Below are 23,699 nucleotides of genomic sequence, written 5' to 3'. Positions count from 1 at the left end.
CCGTAGCGCCTGAGTGCCCCGCGATCAGTCGGCCAGGCCGCGCGTCATCAGGACTCGCCCTGCGGTGAGGTCAGGACCGCGCTCGAATCCGGCGGCGAGGAAGGTGGAGACGGTGCCGTGGTACAGGTCGTTTGACCGGTGCGAGCCGGTGGATGTGTCGACCGGGTACGCCTCGATCATGCGTGCGTCCGATTCGCGGGCATAGTCGAGAGCGGATGCCAGCAATCTGGCGTTCAGCCCCTGAGCGCGGTGCTCCTGCCGGACGACGAAGCAGGTGACCGCCCAGACCGACTCATCGTCGAGCGCTTCGGTGGTGGTGGATGCGATGGCGCGGGTGTGCAGGATGCGCTGCTGGACGGTGCGCGGCCCGACGCGGATCCATCCGGCAGCCTCGCCGTCGACATACGCGATGAGCCCAGGGGGAGGGCCGGCGGCGATCTCGCCGTGCAGCATGTCGCGGCGCTGCTCGACGGTGGTCGTCTGCCAGACCTTGTTGCGCACGACCGGCCAGATGCACTGGCAGTCGGCACCGTCGCCGCCGCCGGAGAGCGAGTGCTGCACGTCGCCCCACCGGGTGATCGTCGCCGGTTCTGTGATGATCGTCGCCATGGCGGCACGCTACGCCGGGGCCCGGACATCGGCAACGGTTGCTTGCGCGGGTCGGCTTCCGCCACGCCCGGCGGCACCGGTTCGCGGCAGCCGAATCCGTCGGTTAGGATAGTGGAGTTGCCCGCGCTCCGGTGCGGACTGCCACGGGCTGTGGCGCAGCTTGGTAGCGCACCTGACTGGGGGTCAGGGGGTCGCAGGTTCAAATCCTGTCAGCCCGACGCAGACGCAAGAGGAGGGGGTTCCGATCCGCGAGGATCGGAACCCCCTCCTCTTGCGTCTACTCGCGCCCGTAAAGCGGGACCACGCGGCGCCGAGAGGCTCCGCGCGCCGCCGTACCGCCCAACTCATGTTGATCTCGATGACGAGCGGCGCGTGGAGGGCGCCGTGGGGATGCAGCCCGACGTAGAGGGTTGTTGGCAATACTGATTGCAGAACAGCTGGATGAAAGGGAAGGGCGCCTGCTTGGAGCAGGCGCCCTTCCCCAGCGCGCTCGTAAGGAATGCGCGGGCCTAGCCCACGTCAGAGTGCGCCGTTTGAAGGTGACGTCGCCTCAGCTCCTCAGGGCACACCTTTCGTTGTTGGATCGCGCTAGTGGCTGACGGATCCTTGCAGGAGCGTCCACGATGCGTCATCTTGGTGTGATGACGATCGATGCCCTCACCGCGGACGAGGTAATAACCAAGTTGACTCCGCTCATGCCCCGGATCCGATCCGCGGCGCGGAACGGAAAGTACCACTTGGTTCTCGGCGCGGGCGCGTCATTCGGAGCGATGAATGGGCGAAAGCGTAGCATCCCAATGGCGGAGCGGCTCGTTGAGATGCTTGCTGGCGAGTTTAGCTCGGCGCCTATCCCCCCGGGCACCTCCTTGCCGCGTGCCTATCAGCGCGCGGTGTCAACGACAAGCGACCAGGTCGTCTGGAAGTTCCTGCAAGGAGTCTTCGGCGGATGTCGCCACGAGGATTGGTTCACTGGGCTCGTGTCCCTACCGTGGCGCCGTGCTTGGACTCTGAACATCGACGATGCTTTCGAGAACGCGTATCGCGATGGATTGCGGGCGCCGACCCAGCCACTTCGTGTAGTGAACTGGACAGATGAATATGCTGATCGAGGTAGTTTTGAGCTGATTCATCTTCATGGGAGTATCTCTGGAGCGATCCCTAGTCCCATTGTGTTCTCATTTTCTGACTATCAGATTGCAAGTCGCATTAATCCGGTCTGGCACCAAGTGTTTCGCGGGACTGTTGCTTCCGATCCCGTGGTGGTCGTGGGGGCAAAAATACTAGATGACCCGGACGTGGAAACGACATTCTTGGCTGACCGAGTGCCGCGTGATGCGCCTTCGATCTTCGTCGATCCTTACATCTCGGACGACTACGCCTGGGAGCTGCAGCACAAGGGGTACGTGGTGCTTCGCACGACGGCGGAGACGTTCACGTCCGTTTGGCGGGAGCTGCACTCGTTTAGCGACGGTGAGCTCCGCTCGCTGTACGAGCAGAGCGCAATTGCCTTGCCGCAGATGCGGGTCCTTGACGAGTCAGCAGATCAGGAGCGACCCGCTAGTCATGACCTGCTTGGCGGGAGCGAGCCCCAATGGGTCGATGCGCGGCGCGATCTCATTGCCGAGTTCAAGTGGATCGCTTCGGCGCGCGACAAGGTTCTTGGCTGGACACTGCGGGAAGGCGGGCAAAGTGGCGTCCTGTTGCTTATCGCAGACAGGCTCGCGGGGGCAACAGCAGGCGCGTTCAAGATCGCTTACGATCTGCATCGCGCGAATCTCCACGTTCTATGGTTCGACAAATCGACCAGATTCGACGTCGACGATCTCATAGAGTATTGCTCAGGTCGGGGCGGCGTTGTCGTCATAGTTGACGGTGCACACCGTTTCGCCAACGATGTCGACCGAGCATTGACTCTCCTGACCGGGCGCTCGGACGTTTCCATCGTCTTCGTTCTATTCGAACGGAAGAACCATCAGACCCTTACCGAAGACGCGCTGGCGGGTCGGTACCCGAAGGAATCGGTCCGGATTGACCTCCGACGTACAACGAGCGATGGCAGGCGCATCGCGCAGGTGCTCGAACGCGAAGGACGCCTCGGCTCTCTCGAGGGACAGCCCGAGCAAGAGCAGGCAAGACACTTCGCTGATCGCGATATTTTTGCTGCGATGGGTGAGCTGTCGAATGCGCCCGGCTTCACGCGGCGGTTTTCTGCTGAGGTCGAAAGCCTGAAGGAACTCTGGCAGCGAGACCTACTACTGTTGGTCTCGCTGGCATCTTCGGCTGGAGCACAAGTCTCGCTGACGGAGGCCGCTTTCGCAGTTCAAAGACCGGCCTCGCTGATCGCCGACTCGGTAGCTCGAGACGATCACTTGAACGCTCTCATCGAGGTCCTCGATGACTTGATTTTCCCTCGGCACAGGCAGCGGGGTGCTGATCTCGTCGGCGTCACCGATCGCAGCGCGCAGCTTGACCGCCTCGCCAACATGCTTATTTCCCTCTCGCCGCTGTATACCCGAAGCAGTCATAAGAACCGGAACCGCGTGTCCATTCTCGTGGCGAGTCTGATGGGGGCTCGAATGCTCCGTAGCGCGTTTCAACTGAAATCGTTGAGTGCCTTCTACGAGAAGCTGCTTCCGCAGTTTGGGCACTGGAACGCTCGGTACTGGGAACAGCGCGCCATCGATCGTCGTATCGGCGGCGAACTCGCGCAGGCCGAAGCATTCGCGTTGCGCGCGGCAGTCATCCAGGATGATGCGTTCACTCAAACTACGCTCGGCGCGATCCAGATAGATCGGGCGATCGAGTTTGCTCGTGTTGGTGACGCGCGTTGGGAAAGATATTACGAGGACGGCTATGCATCGTTGGAACGAGCGGCTGGATCAGGGCCAGGTCGCGTGGCGCGAATGGCCTTCCTTCGGGGAAGCCTGAAACTTCTCCCGCTGCTCCGCGAGTATCGGTCCTCTGAGGGCGATGTAGGCGAAGACGTTGGTCGCGTCGAACGAGATTGGACCGCGGTTTATTCTATCGTACGGGTGAGGTTTGCGGACGAGTTTGGCGAGGATCAGGAACTTCGCGATCTTGCTCGGCGATTCGACCATGACGCGCAGTCGTCGGGCCAAAGCCCGTTGGGTCATCAGGGGCCACAGCACAGTGACCGGGCGCGGAACACTCGCCCCCGAGACCCACGATCGTTGCCCCCTGAGAGCGCCGAGTTGCAGGTGCTTCGCAAAGTGCTTCTAGAGCAGAAGGAACCTGTGCCGATCTCATCAGTCGCTCGGGAGGTCGAGCGTCAGCTTGGGGTGCGGCGCGATGTCCCCTGGTACCGGCCGTTTAACTCGCTGGCTGCTGCTGTCAGATCAGTCCGTGGAGCCGGCGCACTTCGTTACGAGGGAGGACGTGCGCTATTTCATCCCGGGAGCAGACCGGTTCGACATGACGCTGACTACTGACCTCAATCGACCTGCGTCGCGTCGTGGGGAGTAGTGCCCCGTAACGTGGTGTAGCCCGCGGTGGCCGGCTCGTCGTTCGCGACGTGAGCGCGGTCACCGTGTGATCCTTCGAGAAGTCTCTTACCTCCACTCGAAAGGCATCATCACGATGACCGCACTTCACATTGTCGACCCTGCGAGCGTGCTCGCTGAAGCCCTGACCGACGCGTCGCCGGATCTGATGCGCAGCCGGCTGCAAACCACGATCAACACGCTCCTGTCCGCCGACGTGGACGCCGTCGCCGGCGCGGAATGGGGCAAGCCCAGCCCTGACCGCATCGCGCAACGCAACGGCTACCGACACCGCGACCTCGATACCCGTGTCGGGACCATCGACGTCGCCATCCCCAAGCTCCGCCAGGGGACGTACTTTCCGGAATGGCTGCTCGAGCGGCGCAAACGAGCCGAGACAGCACTGATCACCGTCGTCGCGGACTGCTACCTCGCCGGCGTCTCCACGAGACGGATCGACAAGCTGGTGAAGACCCGCGGGATCCACTCCCTCTCGAAATCGCGGGTCTCGCGGATGGCGGCTGAGCTCGATGAGCACGTCGACCAGTTCCGCCACCGCCCTCTCGGCGATGCGGGCCCGTCCACATTCGTCGCCGCGGACGCTCTCACCATGAAGGTCCGCGAAGGCGGCCGAGTCATCAACGCGGTCGTGCTGGTCGCGACCGGCGTCAACGCCGACGGACGCCGCGAAGTCCTCGGACTTCGTGTCGCGACGAGTGAGACCGGGGCGGCCTGGAACAGCTTCTTCGCCGACCTCGTCGCCCGCGGCCTCAGCGGCGTCCGCCTCGTCACCTCCGACGCCCACCAAGGCCTCGTGGAAGCCATCGCGGCGAACCTGCCCGGCGCGGTCTGGCAACGCTGCCGCACCCACTACGCCGCGAACCTGATGTCCGTGACACCGAAGAGCATGTGGCCAGCGGTCAAAGCCATGCTGCACTCGGTCTATGACCAGCCCGACGCGAAGGCCGTGAACGCCCAGTTCGACCGGCTCCTGGACTACGCCGACGGCAAACTCCCCGACGCGCACGACCACCTCGACAACGCTCGGGCGGACATCCTCGCGTTCGCCGGGTTCCCCGAAGGCCTCTGGCAGCAGATCTGGTCCAACAGCCCCAACGAGAGATTGAACCGTGAGATCCGCTGCCGCACCGACTCCGTCGGCATCTTCCCCAACCGCGACGCGATCATCCGCCTCGTCGGCGCCGTCCTCGCCGAACAGACCGACGAATGGGCAGAAGGACGCCGCTACCTCGGCCTCGACATCCTCGCCAAGAGCCGCCTCACCCTCGTCACAGACACCGAAAACGAGGTGAACACCGACACCGCCCTCGAACTCAGCGCCTAACCACCAGAAGGATCACCGACCGCTACACCACGTCCCGGGACTTGACCGCGGCGTCGAGATCATCGACGCTGAAGCCGCTGAAGACCCGCTCCGGAGTGAACGCGCTCATGAGGCAATGGTGCGCTTGCCGACGGCGGATCTCCACCGCTTCCGCGATCGGTGCGCCGTCCCCGCGCTCAGCCCCGCCCCACCGCCTCCTCGCTGACACGCGTCTTCCGCAGGCTCGCAACCGTCACCACGGCGACCGTCCCCGCGATGAACAGCAGCGACAGCCAGATCGGGATCTCCGGGATCACCGTGATCGGCTCGCCGCCGTTGATGAACGGCAGCTCGTTCTTGTGCAGCGCGTGAATGAGCAGCTTCACACCGATGAAGGCGAGGATCACGGCCAGGCCCTGGGCGAGGTACACGAGGCGCTCGAGCAGGCCGCCGATCAGGAAGAAGAGCTGCCGTAGCCCCATCAGCGCGAAGACGTTGGCGGTGAAGACGAGGTACGCCTCCTCGGTCAGCCCGTAGATCGCGGGGATGGAGTCGACGGCGAAGATGAGGTCGACGAAGCCGATGGCGACGATGGTCAGCAACATCGGCGTGACCCAGCGGCGGCCCTCCTTGCGCACGGTGAGCTTGTCTTCGTGGTACTCGTCCGTCACCGGCAGATGCCTGCGAACGAAGCGCATGAACCTGCCGTCGACGACCTTCGAGTCGCCGTGCGAGAAGGCCTGGTGCCAGGCCAGCACCAGCAGCAGCGCTCCGAAGAGGTAGAAGACCCACGTGAAGTTCTCGATCAGCGCCGCACCGACCGCGATGAAGACGCCGCGCAGGATGAGCGCGATCACGATGCCGATCATCAGCCTTCTGCTGGTAGATCTTCGGCACGGCGAAGCCCGACATCACGATCAGGAACACGAACAGGTTGTCGATCGACAGCGCCTTCTCGGTCAGGTAGCCCGCGAAGTACTCACCGCCGAACGTCCAGCCCGAGACCACTCCGACCCCGACGCCGAAGAGCAGCGCGAGACCGATGTAGAACGCCGACCAGCGTGCCGACTCCGCGACAGTCGGCTCATGGGGTCTGCGGACGTGCGTGAAGAACTCGTAGACGAAGAACGCGACGGTCACCGCGACCGTGATGATCCAGACGAGGGGCGTGACTTCCAAGGGGTCTCCTGACCTGAGGCGAACGAATCGACGCCAAGGTCTTCTCCATCCCCGAGTCGGGAACCGGTGGACCGGGATGCGAGTGCATCCGTGGTGACGAGCCACCGCGCGGGAGTACTCCCCTTGTGGTGAGAAGTGTAACCGGTGTCGCAATGCATCTTGAATGCCCTCCTCGCACGCTGGGATCGTCACCTCCGAGACGACATCGAAGTTCGATCAGAGGAGTGTCAATGCAGATCTCACGACGCGGGTTCTTGGTGGCGGGCGCAGCATTCGGCAGCGCGGCGCTGATCGCGGGAAGTGCGCAGCCGGCCCTGGCATCCGGCGCGCGCATCGCGAGCGCGCTCGACCCGGCGGATGTCGAGGCGCGCGCACTCGCCCTGTCGCCGTCGGTCTTCCTGCTCGAGACCCATGTGCCGCGCCAGTTCTCGACCGGCAAGGCCAGCGCGATCTCGATCAGCGGCGAGCGCGGCAAGGTCGGCGCGCACAGTCTGAAGTGGGAGCACGCGCCCGGCGGCGTGCTCACCATCAAAGAGCCGCTGCGGTATCAGGCCAGCCGCTACACCGCGGGCATGGACCAGGCACTGATGGGCACGGTCGACACGTTCTCGATGTGGGTGTACAACGCGGAGCCCACCACCGAGCGCCTGCGCGTCGAGTTCGGCCGTGGTGCGACCACCGACACGGCCTTCGAGTTCGGGCTCGACTTCACCGGCTGGCGAACCTGCTGGGTGCGCCTGGGCTATGACACCGAGGGCACTGCGCATCACGCGATGAACCGGGTGCGCTTCATCGCGCCGCGGCGTTCGGGCACTCTGTTCATCGACCAGGTGGTGCTGAACACCGAGATGCGCCCCGATCACCCGACTCCCGACCGCCAGGCCCCCTTCGTGCAGCCGGAGATCGCCGAGGCCGACAATCGCCACTGGCTCGATCTGATGCGCTTCGACGACGACCTCGCCGCCGCAACCCTCCCGGCAGCCGACGGCGCCGGTGATCTCGCCGGCATCCGCGCGGCTCTGCTGAAGTCGGCGACGGTCGCCGCCGACGTGACGCCCGCCGGGCTGGCGAAGGCGAAGGAGCAGGTCGCCGAGCTCGGCGTGCCGGAACGGGCATCTGGTGCCCCTGTCGGCCCCGGCTCGTATATCAATGGCTACCAGTCGGCGATCCTTCCGGCTGACATCCGCGCCGACGTGATGACCCTCGCATCCGCGGTGGCGCTGCGCGCGTACGGTACCCGGATGCGCGCGATCGCCGCAGCCTCGGCGAAAGCGCGCAGCGCCGGGGCCGCGACGTCCGCAGAGTTCGACGAGCTCTACCTGCGCATGTACGCCCACCTCGAAGACCAGGGCTTCGCGAAGGGCAGCGCGCAGGGCACGATCCACCACATCGGCTACCAGTACCGCGAGGCAGCCGACTCGTTCCTCGTCGCGCAGCCGCTGCTCACCGAAGCCGGGTTGTGGCGACGCGCCATGGACAACCTCGCCTGGTTCGTCGGGCTGGGCCGGCTCACGCACGACTTCAGCGACCCGGCCGAGTACGGCGGCATCATCGACGTGCAGAACACACTGCTGAAGCCGATGGCGATCTGCGCCGTCGGCGCCGAGACCGACGACGAGCAGTGCCGGCTGCTGGCCGCCCTCACCCGCTTCACGGAGCGCTCGCTGAGCACCTCGCCCGGCATCGAGGGCGGGCTCAAGCCCGACGGCACGATCTTCCACCACATGGGCCCCTACCCGGACTACGGCCGCGATGCGCTGGTCGGGATGGCTCCGGTCGTCGCGCTGCTGCACGGCACCGCCTTCCGCCTCGGCGCGCCCGCCCGCGCGTCGCTTCGTCGGGCCCTGCTCACCCAGCGGCTGCACGCGAACACCACCCAGTGGCCGATCGCGCTGACCGGTCGTCACCCCGACGGTGAGCAGGGGCTCTCGCTGAATCCGTTCGCTGCGCTCGCGGCGACGCCGATGCCGGGAGATGGCGGCGCATTCGACCCGATGGTCGGAGCGGCGTTCCTGCGGCTGCTGCCGCCGAACCCCTCCGCCGCGCAGCGCAGCCTCGCCGCCGATCTACGTGAGGCGGGAATCGAGGCCGAGCCCGCGCCGAACGGACACTGGGCCTTGGGCTATGCCGCCTGCGGACTCCATCGCCGCGATGAATGGCTGGTCGCGTTGCGGGGACACAACCGCTACCTGTGGTCGAGCGAGATCTACGCGACCGACAATCTCTACGGCCGCTACCTCGCGTACGCGTCGGTCGAGGTGCTCGCGCAGGCTGACGGCACCGGGCAGATCACGCACCCCGCGAACGGCTACGTCCACCCCGGCTGGGATTGGAACCGCATCCCCGGCGCGACGACCAAGCACCTGCCCTGGGAGATGCTCAAGGGCGACCTGAGCGACACGATCGAGATCATGCCCTTGACGCGCTCGGCGTTCGGCGGGGCGGGCGCGTTCCAGGGCGAGCACGGCATCTTCGGAATGCACCTGATCGAGCATCCGAAGTTCGACCCCACCCACACGGCGAAGGTGTCGCGATTCAGCTTCGACGACGTCATCGTGTGTCTGGGCAGCGACATCGCTAACGACGACACGCGCCACACCACCGAGACGACTCTGTTCCAGGTCGCCGTGCCGGCGGCCGACGGCACCGACGGCGCGGCACAGCTGGCCGAGCCCACCGGCATCGTCGACCCCCTCGGCAACGGATTCCACCTGCCCGCCGGGCAGCGGCTGCGCCGCATCAGCGCGGTGCAGAGCGCTCCCGACGAGAAGGACACCACGACGGCATCCGTTCCCTACACCACCGCGCTGATCGACCACGGCACGGCGCCCACGGGCGCCGGATACGAGTACGCCCTGCTCGTGGGCGCGGGGGAGCAGCGCACCGCCGACTTCACAAAGCGAATGGGTTCGGATAATGCGCCCTACGCGGTCGTGCGCAAGGACGCCACGGCGCACGTGGTGCACCATCGAGACACCAGCGTCACCGGCGCCGTCGTCTTCGCGAATGCGACAGGCATCGACGAGACCATCACCGCCGTCGACGCGGCGTGCTTGCTGATGTGGCGGAGCGAGCAGCAGATGCTCGCCTTGTCGGTGACCGACCCCGACCTGCACCTGTACGAGGGAGACGACCCCGACCAGTTCGCCCCCGACGGCACCTACGTCGGGGCCAACACGAGCTACTCCCGGCCATGGCGGCGCAGCGCCAGCGCCCCGTCTCGGGTGAGCATCACCCTGCACGGGCGGTGGTCGTGCGACGCAGACGACGTGACGGTGACGCCCGCCGGCGACACGACGAGGGTCACCGTGACCTGCCGCGACGGCGCCTCGCGCGATCTCACCATGACCGCCATCGCGTGAGATTCGGCGCGGGTGCGTCGTCGGGGATGCGGTGAACCGCGGCGACACGCTCGCCCTGGCGTCGGTGGGATACTGGCCACACCATGACCGCCTCCCTGCTCCTGCTCGCCGACACGCACATCCCGGCGCGCGCGAGACGACTCCCGACGGCAGTTCTCGACGCGATCGACGCCGCAGACATCGTCGTGCACGCGGGGGACTGGGTCGATGTCGCGACGCTCGACCTCATCCAGTCGCGATCCCGAGAATTCCACGGCGTCTACGGCAACAACGACGGCCCGGAACTGCGCGCCAGACTCCCCGAGATCGCTCGCTTCACCCTCGACGACCGCAGCTTCGCGGTCATCCACGAGACTGGACCTGCATCTAAGCGCGAGGAGCGCATGGATCAGGCGTTCCCCGACACCGATGTGCTGATCTTCGGCCACTCCCACATCCCGTGGGACACCGTCACCCGGCGCGGCATGCGGCTGCTCAATCCCGGGTCGCCCACCGACCGGCGTCGGCAGCCGGTGTGCACCATGATGAGCGTGCGACTCGACTCCGGAGAGCTGGATGTCACGCTCATCCCGGTGAACCGCGACGCGTGACTCGCGACGCCCGACCGAGATCGGCTTGACCCAGAGCGCGGCGAACCGCACCAACGTGCGTCATTCCGCGAGATTGGTCGCTTGAACCCCGCCTTCCCGAATAGGCTCCAAGAAGCGGAGCTTTCTCGAGTCGCTCCGCACTCGTTTCGCGCTTCCGGGGGAGTCTCACACCCGCGTCTCTCCTGCGCGGGTGATAGGCGGACGGATGAGTGGACAAGCTCTGCTGACGGTACCGGTGATCGGCGTGCGCGCCGCGGAGATTGATGCGGAGGATCCGCCCATCGCCCGGGGTGCTGCCGTGCCCCGGCTCACGTGGGTGCTGTGCGCCGCACTGCTGCTCTGCGGATGCATCCTCGTCTCGGCGGCGACCACGACCGACGCCGACTGGTGGCATCTCTACTTCAGCCGCCTCGGCATGATGGGCGACTTCTCCAGCTTCGCCTTCAACGGAGGACTCATCGCGAGCGGCGCGATCATCGCCGGCTCCTCGTGGATGCTGAGGGTCCGCCTCACCAGCGTGATGCCGTTCGCCCGGCGCTCGCGCATCGCGATGCGCGTGATGCCCCCGGCGATCGCCGGCCTCGGCATCAGCCTCCTCGCGATCGGCGCCTACCCCCTCTCGGTGGATCCGATCGCCCACGAGCGAGCCACCAACGGCGCCGTGCTGTCTTTCGCCTTCCTGCTGCTCTCGCACCGCGTTCTGCTGTGGCAGCTCGAGGGGGCGCTGCGCCGCGCGACGATCGTCAGCGCCGTGACGATGATCGTCGCGCTCGCCGCATTGAAGGCCGAGGTCATCTCGCTCACCATCTTCGAGGCGATCGCCTTCGCGATCATCCTGTGGTGGGTGCACCTTCTCGAGCAGGTCGCTCACCGCCATGCATCGCAAGCGCCGTCAGCCGCCTCGGCATGGTGGCCCCGCAGACGTCGAATCGAGACGGATGCCCGGAGCACGACCATCGAGCCCGACGCGACGATCGGTCAGGAAGACGCAGACCGTCTCGCCCGCGCGACGACGATGCCGCGCCTGGACGTCGCGAACCCGTCGAGGATCTCCCGCAGCTCATCGGCACCGACGTCGGCGCCGAATGCGTCGGCTCCCGGCTCGAGCATGATGCCGGATGCCAGCGAACCGGCGATCACAGGATCGAAGCCGAGATCATTCACAAGCCTCGACACGACATCAAGATCGTCGGCCGAATCCCCGGCGATCGCGATGGCCTTGCGTCCGGATGCCCCGGCAGGGCGGGCCTCGTCCTCCATGTCGTGGTACCCCATGTGCCCGAGCCCCTTCACGACTCGCGCGCCGGTGAGGTGCCGCTGAACCAGCTCGCTCGTCGAGGTGCGCGGGTCGTCGAGGTCGGCACGGTCTCCGTCGGCGCCCCACCAGTAGTTCATGGCGTCGATGACCAGCATCCCGTGCATCTCCTCGGCCGGCAGCGTGCGGTACCGCCCGAGCGGCAGCGCCAGCACGACGGCATCCGACACCGCCACCAGGCCGGAGACGGTCAGCGCCTCGGCGCCGATCGCGGCCATCGCCCGTGCGATCGGGGCAGGGCTGCCTGATCGCGCGACGACGACCCGGTAGCCGGCATCGACCGCGAGTGCGGCCAGCACACGCCCCAGCCGGCCGGCGCCGATGATGCCGAGTGTCCGGATCGGCGAGGTGACAGTCACCCCGTCATCGTACGGCTGCCCGGTCAGGCGCCGGCGCGGCGTGCTCAGTGGTCGCGCAACATCGTGATCAGCTCGGCCTTGCGCTTGTCGGAGTACCCCTCGATGCCGAGCTCCTTCGCGCGCTTCTTCAGCTCCTCGACCGTCCAGTCGTCGTAGTCGCCGGATTTCCCTCCTCGGCGGCCGACCGCCGAGCGTCCGTCGCGGGCGGCCGCGTTCGAGATGCGCGCCGCCTTCTCCTTCGATGCGCCGTCATCGCGCAGCTTCTCGTACAGCTCTTCGTCCTTGAGCTCTGGCTGGTTCGGCATGGCCGCCTCCTCGGATCGTCGGACGTCGCAGTCAGCGACTCGGGGACGACCATACGCACGGCCGCCGCCCCGTCGAACGGCCTTGACACGCACGCCGCCCCGTCCTATCCGCTCACCGCCACGCCGCCTCGACGACGTGCGGCGGATGCTCGCCCGCGTCGTACATCCGCACCCAGTGCACATCGACCGCGATGACCTCGAATCCGGCATCCAGCGCCCTGGAGCCGGGGAAGCGCTCGCTGTACACCTCGCCCAGCCGCCAGCGCTCCTCGTCATGCGTGATGCGTGCCCTGCCCTCGAGCTGCACCGACGTGTCTGCTCCGGTGACGGCCACGGCGACGTTCGGACGCTCGCGGATGTTGCCGACCTTGCGCGAGTCTCGAGCGGCGTCGAAGACGAGCACGCCCGCGTCGGTGGCGGTGAGGCCCACGTATGCCGCCTGGGGCGCGCCGTCCACTCCTATGCTCGCCACGACGCCCGATCCGCACACGCGGATGAAATGCGCGACGGCCGCGCGGTCCGACACCTCGATGGTCATGCATCGACGGTACGCTCGTCGCCGCCGCACGGCGAGAGGTTCTTCGATCGCCGCCTCAGACCGCCCGCTCCCACGATTCCACCGGGCCCGGCACGACGGTGAACAGCGGGTGCGTGGTGGGCGCCGACGCGCGCCAGCGCACGGCATCTGCGGGACTGCGCTGGTCGAGCTTGGCACCCAGATGCTGCCACTCCAACGCCACCTGGCGGTCGGTGACCGGGATGGGGGCTACCGGCGCACCGGGTGAGAGGATCCTCGTTCGATCGAAGCGGTAGCCCCGGGCATCCGCCTCATCCGCGACCGACGCCAGGTAGAAGCCGACGGATGCCAGCGGGTCGGTCTGTGCGCGGAACCGTTCGAGCTGCGGATGCCTGGTGTACCCCTTCGTGCGCCCCGCGAGCACCGCCTGGGCGAGCAGCGTCTCGCGCCAGCAGGCGACGAGAGCTACCCGGTCCAGGTGCGCGGGATGCAGCGACCAGATCCTCACCCGAGACCAGGCTCCTCCGCTTTCGCGGCAGCGGGCTCGGCAGCCGACTGGACGTCCCGCTCGACAGCCGGCTCGGCGTCACGACGGCTGAGCTTCGAGGGCCACCAGATCGCGCGTCCGATGTCGTAGCCGAGCGCCGGCACGAGCAGCGAGCGCACGATGAACGTGTCGAGCAGCACGCCGAACGCGACGATGAACGCCAGCTGCACGAGGAACAGGATGGGGATCACCGACAGCGCCGCGAACGTCGCCGCCAGCACCAGTCCGGCGGACGTGATCACACCGCCGGTCACCGCCAGTCCGCGCAGGATGCCCTCACGCGTGCCGTGCCGCTTCGACTCCTCCCGCACGCGGGTCATCAGGAAGATGTTGTAGTCGATGCCCAGCGCGACGAGGAACACGAAGCCGAACAGCGGCACCGCCGGGTCGGCACCAGGGAACTGGAAGACGCCGTTGAACAGCAGCGCGGCCACACCCATCGCCGAGCCGAACGACAGCACGGTGGTGAGGATCAGCAGCACGGAGGCGAGAACCGCCCGCAGCAGCAGCATGAGGATCACCAGGATCACGCCCAGGATCACCGGGATGATCAGGTTGCGGTCGTGGATCGACGCCGTGTTCGTGTCGACCGCGGTGGCCGTCACGCCTCCCACCTTCGCGCCCGTCGCATCGAGATCGGCGCGCAGCCGCTCGACCGTCGCCTCGGCGTCCGCCGAGTCGGCGGCGTCGGTGAGCGTGCCCTGCAGCAGCACGCGCCCGTCGATGACCGTGGGCTCCGGTGCGGGGGTGCCGGGAGGGCCGAACGCGGTGATGCCGTCTTCGGTGACCGGGGCGCTGCCCGACGGCGAGTCCTCGGCGGTCACGCTGACGCCATCGACGCTGTCGTCGCCAAGCAGCACGTCGGCGGCATCCTGCAGCCGGTCCTCGTCGACGAGCACGTATGCGGGGCTGCCCGATCCGCCGGGGAAGTGCTCGCCGAGCACCGCCTGTCCGTCACGAGCCTCGGAGGCGCCGAGCACGAGATCGGACTGCGGCACGCCCTTGGCATCCAGCTGCACGACCCCGACCGCGGCGATCGCGAGCACGATGGCGGTCGAGATCCAGATCAGGCGAGGACGCTTCCGGATGCCGCGCGCGAGGCCCGGCCAGAGACCGCGACCCTCCAGCGGGTTGGCGTCGGCGATCCGCTCGGGCTCGTACTTCGGGCGCTTGGGCCAGAACGCCGCGCGGCCGAACAGGCCGAGCAGGGCGGGAAGCAGCGTGAGCGCGGAGAGCATCGCGAAGACGATGCCGATCGCGGCGACCGGCCCCAGCGTGCTGTTCGACTTCAGGTCGCTCAGCAGCAGACACAGCAGGCCCGCGATGACGGTGCCGCCCGAGGCGAGGATCGGCTCGAACGAGCCGCGCCAGGCTGCGGCGACCGCCGTCCACCGGTTCTGTGTGGCGTGCAGCTCCTCGCGGAAGCGCGCGACCATCAGCAGTGAGTAGTCGGTCGCGGCGCCGATGACGAGGATGAACAGGATGCCCTGCGTCTGCCCGCTCAGCAGCAGGATGTCGAACTTGGCCGCCCACCACACCACCAGCAGCGCCACGCACAGCGCGAACAGGCTGGTGCTGAGCACGACGACGGGCAGCAGCAGCGAGCGGTACACGATCACGAGGATGACGAGCACGGCCGCGAGGGCGACGAGCAGCAGGATGCCGTCGATCCCGGCGAAGCCGGCGACGAGGTCGGCCGTGAACCCGGCGGGGCCGGTGATGTACACGTCCACGCCGTCGGGCACGGTCTCTCGCAGGTCGGACGAGAGTGCGGTCGACACGTCGCCGATGTCGGCGTCGGTGTCGATCGGCACGAACGCCTGTGCGGCGAGGCCGTCGTCGGAGACGATCACGGGGGAGGAGCCGTCCTTCACGCCCTCGGCGGTCGTCGCATCCTCGAGCGCGGACGTCAGCTCGTCCTTCAGCGCATCATCGATCTCGTCGTCGGAGGCGAAGACGACCACCGCCGGGATCGAATCGGAGCCGAGGAAGTCGCCGAGAGCAGCCTGCACCTCGGTCGCGTCGGCCGAGTCGGGCAGGTAGGTCGTGCTGTCGTTCGAGGAGACCTCGTCGATCTTGCCGAACAGCGGTCCGCCGAGCCCCGCTCCGGTGAGCCAGAGCAGGATGAGTGCGGCCGAGATCAGCACCCGCCAGAGGGTCCTCGGCTTCTTCTTCTGCTGCTGCTGCCGCTCGGTGCGGAGCTGCGCTCGCGTCTTCATGAGGGTCCTCTCGTCAGAACAACGGTAGCGGCCAGCAGAAAGGTCCCCGGAGGACTTGACAGGCCTAGCATGAGGGCATGCAGAGAACACTCGTCATCGCGGCATCCGCTCCGGTGCCGAGAGGCAATCGCGTCGAGATCGCTCAGGCCGTCGACGGGACGGTCATCGCCGTGCGCGACCTCGACCGGGGCATCCAGTACGAGGTGCGAGACGTGACCCGGGAGCGGCTCGACGTCTGGCGCGCGGTGGTGCGCGACTGCCGCGTGACGGAGTCCGGTCGGGATCAGCGCACGACCCTCGTCGTCGGGTTCTCGGATGCGGTGTCGGCTGCCGAGGAGGCCCTCAGCGAGGCGGATGCCGCGGCTGCCGCGGCCAAGGCGGAGTCCGATCGCTGGGGTGGTGCCGGCAGGGCGCCGGCCGAGGTGCCCGAGCGGTTCTGGTGACCCTCGCGCGAGCGCACGCTCAGCGGAAGTCCCGCGAGCGGTGCGCGAGGCCGGTGCGCAGATCCTCGAACGCGTCGGCGAGCACGTTGGTGACGCCCTCCGGGGAGCGCTCGAGCAGGCCCCGCACGATGAGCGCGGGGGAGTCACGGGCCACCCGACGATAGCGCGCCCAGACGCCCGTCGTGCAGATGATGTTCACCAGGCCGTGCTCGTCCTCGAGATTCAGGAAGGTGACGCCGCTGGCCGTCGCCGGGCGCTGCCGGTGCGTGACCACTCCGGCGACCTCGATGCGCCGCCCGGTCTCGTGCGTGCGCAGCCGGGCGGAGGTCAGCACGCCCCGCTCGTCGAGAGCTGCTCGCAGGTGCGACATCGGGTGATCGTCGATCGAGACGCCCGTCGCCCACAGGTCGGCTGCCAGGCGCTCGTACCCGGACTGATCGGAGAACAGCGGCGGCTGGACTGAGAGAGCCGTGCCGGGCAGGAAGCGCGCGCGGTCTTCGGCGGCGGCACCCGCGAGCCAGATGCCCTCGCGTCTGCTCAGCCCCAGGCACTCGAAGGCCCCGGCCGTGGCCAGCGCCTCGATCTGCGCCGTCGTGGCGTCGGTGCGACGCACGAGGTCGTGCAGATCGCGGAACGGCCCGTGCTCGTCACGTGCCGCCACGATCCGCTCAGCCAGCTTCACGCCGATCCCGCGCACTCCCGACAGTCCGAGCCGCACGGCGAACCGGCCGTCGCGGCGGTGCGCGGCCGACTCGTCCGGGGCGGAGAAGTCGAACCGCAGAGGAGTCGGCTGGTCGAATGCCGTACAGGACTCCCGTCCTGTCGGCCCCGCACCGGCATCCGGTCGCGCACCGGCATCCGGAGGCGAGCCGGCATCGGTCGTGCCGACCGGCTCCAGCCCATCCATCACGCCGGACGCGTGCAGGTCGGGACGACGCACCTGCACGCCGTGATGGCGGGCATCCGCCGTGAGGGAGGCCGCAGAGTAGAACCCCATCGGCTGCGCCCGCAGCAGCCCGGCCAGGAACGCCGCCGGATAGTGCAGCTTGATCCACGAGCTGGCGTAGACGAGCAGCGCGAACGAGAGGGAATGCGACTCGGCGAAGCCGAAGTTCGAGAACGCCTGGATCTGCGCGTAGATGCGATCGGAGACCTCCGCGCTCAGTCCCCGCCGTCTCATCCCGGCGTACAGCTTCGCTCTCACCTTCTCGATCTTCTCCAGCCCGCGCTTGGAGCCCATCGCCCGGCGCAGCAGATCCGCCTCGTCGGCGGTGCAGTCGCCGATCGCGGTGGCCATCTGGATCAGCTGCTCCTGGAAGATCGGCACCCCCAGCGTGCGCTTGAGGATCGGCTCCAGATCATGGTGCGGATAGGGGATGTCGAAGGGCACCGGCTGCTCGCCGCGGCGCAGTCGCTCGCGGTTCTCGGCATCCACCCTGTCCTTCTCGAGCTTGCGGCGCACGAAGGGGTGCACCGCGCCGCCCTGGATGGGACCGGGCCGGATGAGAGCGATCTGGATGGCGAGGTCGTAGAAGCAGCGCGGCTGCAGCCGGGGCAGCAGCCCCATCTGCGCACGCGACTCGACCTGGAACACCCCGATCGAGTCGGCACGGCAGAGCATGTCGTAGACGCCCGCCTCCTCTTTGGGGATCGTCTCCAGCGTCCAGTGCTCGCCGGTGGATGCCCGGATCAGATCGAAGCAGTGCTGCAGCGCGGCGAGCATCCCGAGCCCCAGCAGATCGAACTTCACCAGCCCCATCGAGGCCGCGTCGTCCTTGTCCCACTGGATCACCGTGCGCTTCTCCATCCGGGCGTGCTCGACCGGCACCACCTCGCCGACCGGACGGTCGGTGAGCACCATCCCGCCGGAGTGGATGCCGAGATGCCGCGGCGCTCGCAGCAGGTCATCGGCATAGCCCAGCACGTCATCGGGGATGTCGTGGCCCTCCACCGGCTGCAGCCCCGAACTCCACCCGTCGACCTGCTTCGACCAGGCATCCTGCTGACCGGGGGAGTACCCCAGCGCCCGCGCCATATCGCGCACGGCGTTCTTCGGCCGGTACTGGATCACGTTCGCGACCTGGGCGGCGCGCTCGCGGCCGTAGGTCTCGTACACCCACTGAATGATCTCCTCGCGGCGGTCGGAGTCGAAATCGACGTCGATGTCGGGCTCTTCGGTGCGGGTGGTGGCGAGGAAGCGCTCAAAGGGCAGCCCGTACAGGATCGGATCGACCGCGGTGATGCCCAGCAGGTAGCAGACGGCGCTCGCCGCGGCCGATCCCCGCCCCTGGCACAGGATGCCCCGGCGCCTGGCCTCCTGCACGATGCCGTGCACGATGAGGAAGTAGCCGGGGAAGTCCTTCTCTTCGATGACATCGAGCTCCCGCGCGATCCGCGCCTGCCCGGCCTGGTCGAGCCGGGGATAGCGCGCGGGCACCGCCTCCCAGACCAGTCGGCGCAGCCAGGTCATGGGCGTGTGCCCATCGGGCACCTCCTGCTTCGGCAGCGCAGGACGCGCGGATCGCAGCGGAAAGGCGCATTCGGAGGCCAGCCGCAGCCCGTGCTCGATCGCCCCCGGATAGCGGCGGAACCGGGCGGCCATCTCGGCGCCGCTGCGCAGATGCGCCCCGCCGTGCGCGGGCAGCCAGCCGTCGAGGTCGTCCATGCTGCGCACCGCCCGCACCGCGGAGACCGCCTCGGCCAGACGCGCGGTCTCGGGTGAGGCGTAGTGCGCGTTGCTCGTCGCGACCACCGGCAGCCGCATGCGCGCGGCGAGCTCGGCGAGGGCGTCGTTGCGGCGGGTGTCGAGCGGGTCGCCGTGATCGAAGAGCTCCACCGCCACCCGGTCGTGCCCGAACAGGTCGACGAGCCGCTGCAGCGGGGCCTCTGCATCCCCGGCCTCCAGCCCGCGGCGGACGGCTCCCTTGCGGCATCCGGTCAGCACCGTCCAGTGCCCGTCTGCCCGCGCGGCGAGCTCGTCGAGGTCGTACACGGGGCGGCCCTTCTCGCCGCCGCGCAGCTGGGCGGCAGAGATGGCTCCGGAGAGCCGGTGATAGCCCTCGGCGCCTCGGGCCAGCACGAGCAGATGATCGCCATCGGGGTCGGGGGTGCCAGCCCGGCCCTTCACTTCGACTCGCTGACGCTCGCTCAGCACAGGCGACAGGCTCAGGGACCCAGAGGCCAGCGGCCGAACGGGGTCATCCACGATGCCGAGCGAGAGCTCGGCGCCGTAGACCGTCTGCACGCCGGCATCCATCGCCTCGGCCACCTCGGCGAAGCGGGAGGCCCCGTAGAAGCCGTCATGATCGGTGATCGCGAGGGCGCTGAGTCCCAGCCGCTCGGCCTCGGCCAGCAGGTCCTCGAGGGAGGAGGCGCCGTCGAGGAACGAGTACCACGAGTGCGCGTGCAGCTCGGCGTAGGGCACGGCATCGGCCGGCCGCTGCACCTCGAGGTGGGTCGTCGTCCGGCGACGCCGGCTCACCGGACCAGGATCGGCGCGCGGACGCACCGGCTCGCCCTGCACCGGAGCGGGTCCTTCCAGGTCGAGGGTGCGTTCGAGTTCATGCCAGGTCTGCGGCGGGTTGTGAAAGCCCATCAGCGGTACCGTCCCTCGGCCCACCAGCCGCCCGACGAGTGGAACACCAGCCAGGCGCGGTGTCCGGCATCGAGCAGCTGGAATCGATGCCCGGAGCGGGCGCGCTGGGCATCCCACCGGTGCTCGTGCACCGGCCACGGCCCCGCCCAGCCGACCACTGCGCTGTCCTCGATGAGCGCGGGCGGCGCCGACAGCGCCCCGCGCTCGTCGATGCGCACCTCGGCGCCGTCAGCACCGCTGACCCGCACCGGGCGCATGGGCGTGTACACCTCGGTCGGCAGCGGATCGGGCAGGCTGCCTGGCCACGGCTGCGAGGGGTCGCGCTGCACGAGCGGCCGCTCGCCCCACGGGGTGAGCACCTGCCGGTCGGCCAGCATGCGTCCGCCCGACAGCGCCGCCGTGCTCACTCCGCGATGGCCGAGCAGCGTCTGCACGCGCGAGACGGCATGGTGCAGACGCTCGTCGGTGCCCGAGCCGAACAGGCCGGGCTGATGGTGGGCGGCGTCGTCGACGGCGACCGGGGCGAGTCGCACGCCGATGATGCCGCGGAAGGCGTGCGCGGCATCGTCGGGCGCGTCGTCGACGATCGTCTCGAGCTGCCAGCGCACCCGGTCGACCAGGTCGCCCGCGTCGAAGCAGGTCGGATGCAGCCAGGTGCGCGAGAACACGGCTCCGTCATCGTCGGTGAGATCGATGCGCACCTCGGTGCACACCGCCGAGGCGTCGGCGAGCGCGAGCAGCACGGCATCCGCGGTCTGCCGCACGGCGAACGCGATCTGATCGGACTGCCCGAGCGGGGTCTCGAACTGCACCTCCCTCGCCAGCTGCGGGTCGGGCGGGCGCGGGGTGAGCGGACGGGAGTCGGACCCGGATGCCAGGTCGTGCAGCCGCGCCCCGTGCTCGCCGAACCGCGAGCGCACCGACAGCGCGTCGAGGGCGGCGAACTCGCCGAGGGTCGACACCCCCAGCCGTCGCAGCAGGTCGGCGAGATCCGGCTCGCCGAGCACCTGGAGGGGGAGCGGGGCGAGGAACTCGCGGGACGCCCCCGGCGGGATCACCGCCCAGGGATCGGCCCCGTCGCCACCGGGCGGAGCCGCGCGAGCGGCGAGCTCGGCGGTGAACATGCCGTCGCCCACACCGATGCGCGCTTCGCCGAATCCGGCATCCGAGAGCATCCGCACCAGCGCGGCCGCCGCGCCCTCCTCCCCGCCGTGGTAGCGCGAGATGCCCCGTGAGCGCAGGGCGGCGAGCCCCGGACGCAGCAGATGCGCGCCGGGCGCGTGCGCTTCGATCAGCCGCAGCACGGGCAGGAAGGCGCGCTCGTCTGCCGTCTCGTCGTGCGGCAGGATCCGCAGCGACGGCAGGCTGCTCTGCGCCTGCCGCTTGCGTTGCCCCACCCGCACACCGTGCACGCGGGCGGAGTCGGTGCACGCCGAGACGATGCCGGCGCGCACGAGAGCGGTGGGCGGATGCGGGGGAGCGGCGCCGAGCGCTGCCCGCAGCGGCCAGTCGGGGAACCACAGCACGTGCACGCGCATCGTCTCGCTCGGGGAGGGGGTCTCTGCGCTCATGACGCCACCGCCCAGCTCGGGTGCGTCGGCAGCGACTCACGCGGATCGAGTGCGGGCTCGGCGGCGGTGTCGATGCGGCCGAGGTCATCGGGCAGTCGCACCCGCAGGCTCTTCGGCACCGGTGTGGAGCGGGTCTGCGCGGTGACGGTCACCGTGCGATCCGACAGCAGGCCCCACCCCTCGCCGAGCCCCTCCCAGTGCGGGTCGTGCAGGGTGATCAGCCCTTCGCCCTGCGGCCAGGGGGAGGTGGTGAGCAGCGTGCAGCCGCGGTCGCGCAGCCGTGCCGCGAGACGTGCGGCCTCGGCATCCGGCACGCGGGAGCCGGGATTCATCGCGATCAGCGGCACCACCTCGGCCAGCGCTGAGACCACGGCGAGCCAGCGCTCGCCCGGCTCGGGCACGAGGATCAGCCGCGACAGGTCGATGCCGAAGGCGGTCGCCGCCTCGAGACCGAGCGTGGGCATGCCGACGGCGGCGCACCAGCCGCCGCGCTGCGAGAGCGCGCTCATCAGTGCGAAGATCAGGCTCGGCGAGGGCGAGACCGAGTACACCGTTCCGGTCTGCAGGCCGCCCTGCGGCAGCAGATCCCGCAGCGCGGCAGGCATCGGCAGATGCGCCTCGTCGCTGCGACGGCGCTGCATGCGGCCGATCTCGCGGCGCAGGCGCAGAATGTCCCCTGCCCGTTCATCGGCGGGGGAGAGTGCCGCGGTCGTTCTGATCCCCATGCATCCATCCTCGAATAGATCTTCGAACACTTCAAGTCGTCCTGTGAGACTAATTCGGACATCCGACATCGCCGGCATCGTCTCTACCGACCTCCAGATCCTCGACGTGCGAGGTTCTCCACAGGCGCCGACCGCGCTCGCCGCCCATCGCCTAGCCTGCGATCGTGACATCCCACTCCGTCGCCGTGCTGATCGTGCACCTCGCGCTCGCCGCGATCGGCGCGTGGCTCATCGCGATCGATGCGCGCACGCACCGGCTGCCGAACCGCATCGTGCTGCCCACGCTGGGCGCCCTGCTCGTGCTCGTGGCGGTCGAGGCGCTGGCGACCGGAGAGACGGAGCGGCTGGTGCGCGCCCTGCTCGGCGGCATCGCCCTCGGCGCGTTCTTCGCGGTGCTGCGCCTCGCCTCGCGACGCGGCATGGGCGGCGGAGATGTGAAGCTCGCGACCGTGATCGGGCTGGTGCTCGCCTGGCACGGCTGGCAGATCCTCCTGCTCGGAGCCGCGGCGGCATTCCTGCTCGGCGCTCTGCACGCCCTGGTCCTGATGGCCCTGCGGCGCGCCACCCGGCACACGCAGATCGCGTTCGGGCCGTGGATGATCGTCGGCGCAGCCCTGGCGATCGGTCTCTCCTGAGCGCATCGGACGTGCTGTCGGCGGGTGGGGATAGGGTGAGCACATGGCAATCGCACGACTTCACGGCGGCCCGCTCGACGGGCAGATCATCCCGCTCGACGACGCGGATCAGGATTCCCTGATCCTGCCCTACAGCGAGACCCAGCTCACCTATCGGCGCGAAGGCGAGGCGACCGGCACCGGCGAACACGACGGACCGACCGAGACCGCCTTCTGGTTCGTCGAGGCGGGCGACGACATCAGCCCCGGCGACGACTGACCGCGCGACGCCCGTGAGCGCGGAACCGCAGCGCACGTTCGAGATCGAGCGCAAGTACGACGCGGATGCCGATACCGGCCTCCCCGACTGGTCGGGGATCCCCGGCGTCGTCGCGGTGACCGACGGCGAGCCGAGAGAGCTCGACGCGCGGTACTTCGACACGACGGACGCCGCGCTCGCCCGCCACGGCGTCGCCCTGCGCCGGCGCACCGGCGGGCCCGATGCCGGCTGGCACATCAAGGGACCCCGCCAGGGCGACGGCCGGCTCGAACTCGGCTGGCCGCTCGGTGAGACAGATCGGCTGCCCGCCGCGGTTGCCGAGACGGTCGCGCAGTGGACGGATGCCGAACTGCACCCCCTCGCGCGCATCGAGAACTCCCGCACCGCCTTCCACCTTCTCGGCGCCGACGGCGTCATCGCCGAGTTCGTCGACGACCACGTGCGTGCGACGGACCTGCGCACCGGCACGCGCCGGGAATGGCGCGAGTGGGAGATGGAGCTCGGACCCGCCGCTCCCGCTGACCCCGCTCAGCGGGGCGCCTTCTTCGCGGCCGTCGAGACGGCCGTGTTCGCGGCCGGCGGTCGCGAGCCGTCGTCGGGCTCGAAGCTCGCCAGGGCGCTCGGACTCTGACCCGAACACGACCG

17 protein-coding genes, 1 tRNA gene and 2 pseudogenes are annotated in these 23,699 nt (G+C 68.7%); 10 read left to right on the top strand and 10 right to left on the bottom strand.

The annotated features are described in order from the left end of the window. Positions 1–24 precede the first annotated feature (24 nt). Complete coding sequence (locus ACIPV2_RS07600) at positions 25–609, bottom strand: GNAT family N-acetyltransferase (protein ID WP_400839832.1); 585 nt, start codon at positions 607–609, stop codon at positions 25–27. Positions 610–753: 144 nt separating this feature from the next. On the opposite strand from ACIPV2_RS07600, the gene ACIPV2_RS07595 reads away from it, so the two are divergent. The 3 genes from ACIPV2_RS07595 (at position 754) to ACIPV2_RS07585 (ending at position 5,454) form a co-directional block, all read left to right on the top strand. Continuing rightward, positions 754–827: transfer RNA gene (locus ACIPV2_RS07595), tRNA-Pro, on the top strand. A 672-nt stretch (positions 828–1,499) separates the two neighbouring features. After that, positions 1,500–4,058, top strand: coding sequence for an SIR2 family protein (locus ACIPV2_RS07590; protein WP_400839831.1), 2,559 nt, complete (start codon positions 1,500–1,502; stop codon positions 4,056–4,058). A gap of 148 nt (positions 4,059–4,206) precedes the next feature. Then, positions 4,207–5,454 carry an IS256 family transposase gene (locus ACIPV2_RS07585; protein WP_400839829.1) on the top strand — a complete coding sequence of 416 codons (1,248 nt, stop codon included), beginning with the start codon at positions 4,207–4,209 and terminating at the stop codon, positions 5,452–5,454. A 176-nt stretch (positions 5,455–5,630) separates the two neighbouring features. Here ACIPV2_RS07585 and ACIPV2_RS07580 read toward each other — a convergent pair. Further along, positions 5,631–6,612, bottom strand: a pseudogene (locus tag ACIPV2_RS07580) (TerC family protein). A gap of 230 nt (positions 6,613–6,842) precedes the next feature. On the opposite strand from ACIPV2_RS07580, the gene ACIPV2_RS07575 reads away from it, so the two are divergent. The 3 genes and pseudogenes from ACIPV2_RS07575 to ACIPV2_RS07565 form a co-directional block, all read left to right on the top strand. Then, the gene (locus tag ACIPV2_RS07575; RefSeq protein ID WP_400839827.1) at positions 6,843–9,974 is read left to right on the top strand and encodes a chondroitinase family polysaccharide lyase; all 3,132 of its coding nucleotides are present in this window, start codon (positions 6,843–6,845) and stop codon (positions 9,972–9,974) included. 83 nt (positions 9,975–10,057) lie between these two features. Next, positions 10,058–10,564 carry a metallophosphoesterase family protein gene (locus ACIPV2_RS07570; protein WP_400839825.1) on the top strand — a complete coding sequence of 169 codons (507 nt, stop codon included), beginning with the start codon at positions 10,058–10,060 and terminating at the stop codon, positions 10,562–10,564. 205 nt (positions 10,565–10,769) lie between these two features. Next, positions 10,770–11,357 (top strand): annotated as a pseudogene (locus ACIPV2_RS07565) (DUF998 domain-containing protein); the annotation flags it as partial. Positions 11,358–11,542: 185 nt separating this feature from the next. Here the strand turns inward: ACIPV2_RS07565 and ACIPV2_RS07560 are convergent. The 5 genes from ACIPV2_RS07560 to ACIPV2_RS07540 all read right to left on the bottom strand — a co-directional run bounded on the left by ACIPV2_RS07560 (position 11,543) and on the right by ACIPV2_RS07540 (position 15,826). Beyond that, positions 11,543–12,238 (bottom strand): NADPH-dependent F420 reductase, encoded by a 696-nt coding sequence (locus ACIPV2_RS07560; protein WP_400839823.1) that lies wholly within the window; start codon positions 12,236–12,238, stop codon positions 11,543–11,545. Positions 12,239–12,282: 44 nt separating this feature from the next. Beyond that, positions 12,283–12,543 (bottom strand): Rho termination factor N-terminal domain-containing protein, encoded by a 261-nt coding sequence (locus ACIPV2_RS07555; RefSeq protein ID WP_400839821.1) that lies wholly within the window; start codon positions 12,541–12,543, stop codon positions 12,283–12,285. Between the two features lie 112 nt (positions 12,544–12,655). After that, positions 12,656–13,081 carry a pyridoxamine 5'-phosphate oxidase family protein gene (locus ACIPV2_RS07550; RefSeq protein WP_400839819.1) on the bottom strand — a complete coding sequence of 142 codons (426 nt, stop codon included), beginning with the start codon at positions 13,079–13,081 and terminating at the stop codon, positions 12,656–12,658. Between the two features lie 55 nt (positions 13,082–13,136). Continuing rightward, complete coding sequence (locus ACIPV2_RS07545; protein WP_400839817.1) at positions 13,137–13,568, bottom strand: pyrimidine dimer DNA glycosylase/endonuclease V; 432 nt, start codon at positions 13,566–13,568, stop codon at positions 13,137–13,139. Beyond that, positions 13,565–15,826 (bottom strand): MMPL family transporter, encoded by a 2,262-nt coding sequence (locus ACIPV2_RS07540; protein WP_400839815.1) that lies wholly within the window; start codon positions 15,824–15,826, stop codon positions 13,565–13,567. Before ACIPV2_RS07540 ends, ACIPV2_RS07545 begins: the two co-directional genes overlap by 4 nt. Before the next feature lie 77 nt (positions 15,827–15,903). Here ACIPV2_RS07540 and ACIPV2_RS07535 point away from each other — a divergent pair, with 77 nt between their 5' ends. Further along, entirely contained in the window at positions 15,904–16,269 is a 366-nt protein-coding gene (locus tag ACIPV2_RS07535) for a hypothetical protein (RefSeq protein ID WP_400839813.1), read from the top strand. A gap of 19 nt (positions 16,270–16,288) precedes the next feature. Here ACIPV2_RS07535 and ACIPV2_RS07530 read toward each other — a convergent pair whose 3' ends face one another. The 3 genes from ACIPV2_RS07530 to ACIPV2_RS07520 are packed head-to-tail and all read right to left on the bottom strand — an operon-like array spanning position 16,289 to position 22,160. Then, positions 16,289–19,864, bottom strand: a complete 3,576-nt coding sequence (locus ACIPV2_RS07530; protein ID WP_400839811.1) for an error-prone DNA polymerase — start codon at positions 19,862–19,864, stop codon at positions 16,289–16,291. Continuing rightward, positions 19,864–21,435: a DNA polymerase Y family protein gene (locus ACIPV2_RS07525; protein WP_400839809.1), complete on the bottom strand. Its 1,572-nt coding sequence runs from the start codon at positions 21,433–21,435 to the stop codon at positions 19,864–19,866. Before ACIPV2_RS07525 ends, ACIPV2_RS07530 begins: the two co-directional genes overlap by 1 nt. Beyond that, positions 21,432–22,160: a hypothetical protein gene (locus tag ACIPV2_RS07520; RefSeq protein ID WP_400839808.1), complete on the bottom strand. Its 729-nt coding sequence runs from the start codon at positions 22,158–22,160 to the stop codon at positions 21,432–21,434. The genes ACIPV2_RS07525 and ACIPV2_RS07520 overlap by 4 nt, the downstream gene beginning before the upstream one ends. A 164-nt stretch (positions 22,161–22,324) precedes the next feature. Here ACIPV2_RS07520 and ACIPV2_RS07515 point away from each other — a divergent pair, with 164 nt between their 5' ends. The 3 genes from ACIPV2_RS07515 to ACIPV2_RS07505 are packed head-to-tail and all read left to right on the top strand — an operon-like array spanning position 22,325 to position 23,685. After that, positions 22,325–22,795, top strand: a complete 471-nt coding sequence (locus tag ACIPV2_RS07515) for a prepilin peptidase (RefSeq protein ID WP_400839806.1) — start codon at positions 22,325–22,327, stop codon at positions 22,793–22,795. A 43-nt stretch (positions 22,796–22,838) separates the two neighbouring features. Continuing rightward, positions 22,839–23,054, top strand: a complete 216-nt coding sequence (locus ACIPV2_RS07510) for a response regulator (protein WP_400839804.1) — start codon at positions 22,839–22,841, stop codon at positions 23,052–23,054. A 13-nt stretch (positions 23,055–23,067) separates the two neighbouring features. After that, complete coding sequence (locus ACIPV2_RS07505) at positions 23,068–23,685, top strand: CYTH domain-containing protein (RefSeq protein WP_400839802.1); 618 nt, start codon at positions 23,068–23,070, stop codon at positions 23,683–23,685. The last annotated feature ends 14 nt before the right edge of the window (positions 23,686–23,699 follow it).

Source organism: Microbacterium sp. NPDC089987 (assembly GCF_044748505.1).
Taxonomy (GTDB): Bacteria; Actinomycetota; Actinomycetes; order Actinomycetales; family Microbacteriaceae; genus Microbacterium.
Note: the sequence above shows the minus strand (reverse complement) of the source record. Positions and strands in the feature narration are given on the sequence as shown.

Excerpts from the sequence above, each read along its gene's own strand:
- ACIPV2_RS07600 (WP_400839832.1), bottom strand. The coding sequence starts at position 609 with ATGGCGACGATCATCACAGAACCGGCGACGATCACCCGGTGGGGCGAC.
- ACIPV2_RS07585 (WP_400839829.1), top strand. The coding sequence starts at position 4,207 with ATGACCGCACTTCACATTGTCGACCCTGCGAGCGTGCTCGCTGAAGCC.
- ACIPV2_RS07575 (WP_400839827.1), top strand. The coding sequence starts at position 6,843 with ATGCAGATCTCACGACGCGGGTTCTTGGTGGCGGGCGCAGCATTCGGC.
- ACIPV2_RS07570 (WP_400839825.1), top strand. The coding sequence starts at position 10,058 with ATGACCGCCTCCCTGCTCCTGCTCGCCGACACGCACATCCCGGCGCGC.
- ACIPV2_RS07555 (WP_400839821.1), bottom strand. The coding sequence starts at position 12,543 with ATGCCGAACCAGCCAGAGCTCAAGGACGAAGAGCTGTACGAGAAGCTG.
- ACIPV2_RS07550 (WP_400839819.1), bottom strand. The coding sequence starts at position 13,081 with ATGACCATCGAGGTGTCGGACCGCGCGGCCGTCGCGCATTTCATCCGC.
- ACIPV2_RS07540 (WP_400839815.1), bottom strand. The coding sequence starts at position 15,826 with ATGAAGACGCGAGCGCAGCTCCGCACCGAGCGGCAGCAGCAGCAGAAG.
- ACIPV2_RS07535 (WP_400839813.1), top strand. The coding sequence starts at position 15,904 with ATGCAGAGAACACTCGTCATCGCGGCATCCGCTCCGGTGCCGAGAGGC.
- ACIPV2_RS07530 (WP_400839811.1), bottom strand. The coding sequence starts at position 19,864 with ATGGGCTTTCACAACCCGCCGCAGACCTGGCATGAACTCGAACGCACC.
- ACIPV2_RS07525 (WP_400839809.1), bottom strand. The coding sequence starts at position 21,435 with ATGAGCGCAGAGACCCCCTCCCCGAGCGAGACGATGCGCGTGCACGTG.
- ACIPV2_RS07520 (WP_400839808.1), bottom strand. The coding sequence starts at position 22,160 with ATGGGGATCAGAACGACCGCGGCACTCTCCCCCGCCGATGAACGGGCA.
- ACIPV2_RS07510 (WP_400839804.1), top strand. The coding sequence starts at position 22,839 with ATGGCAATCGCACGACTTCACGGCGGCCCGCTCGACGGGCAGATCATC.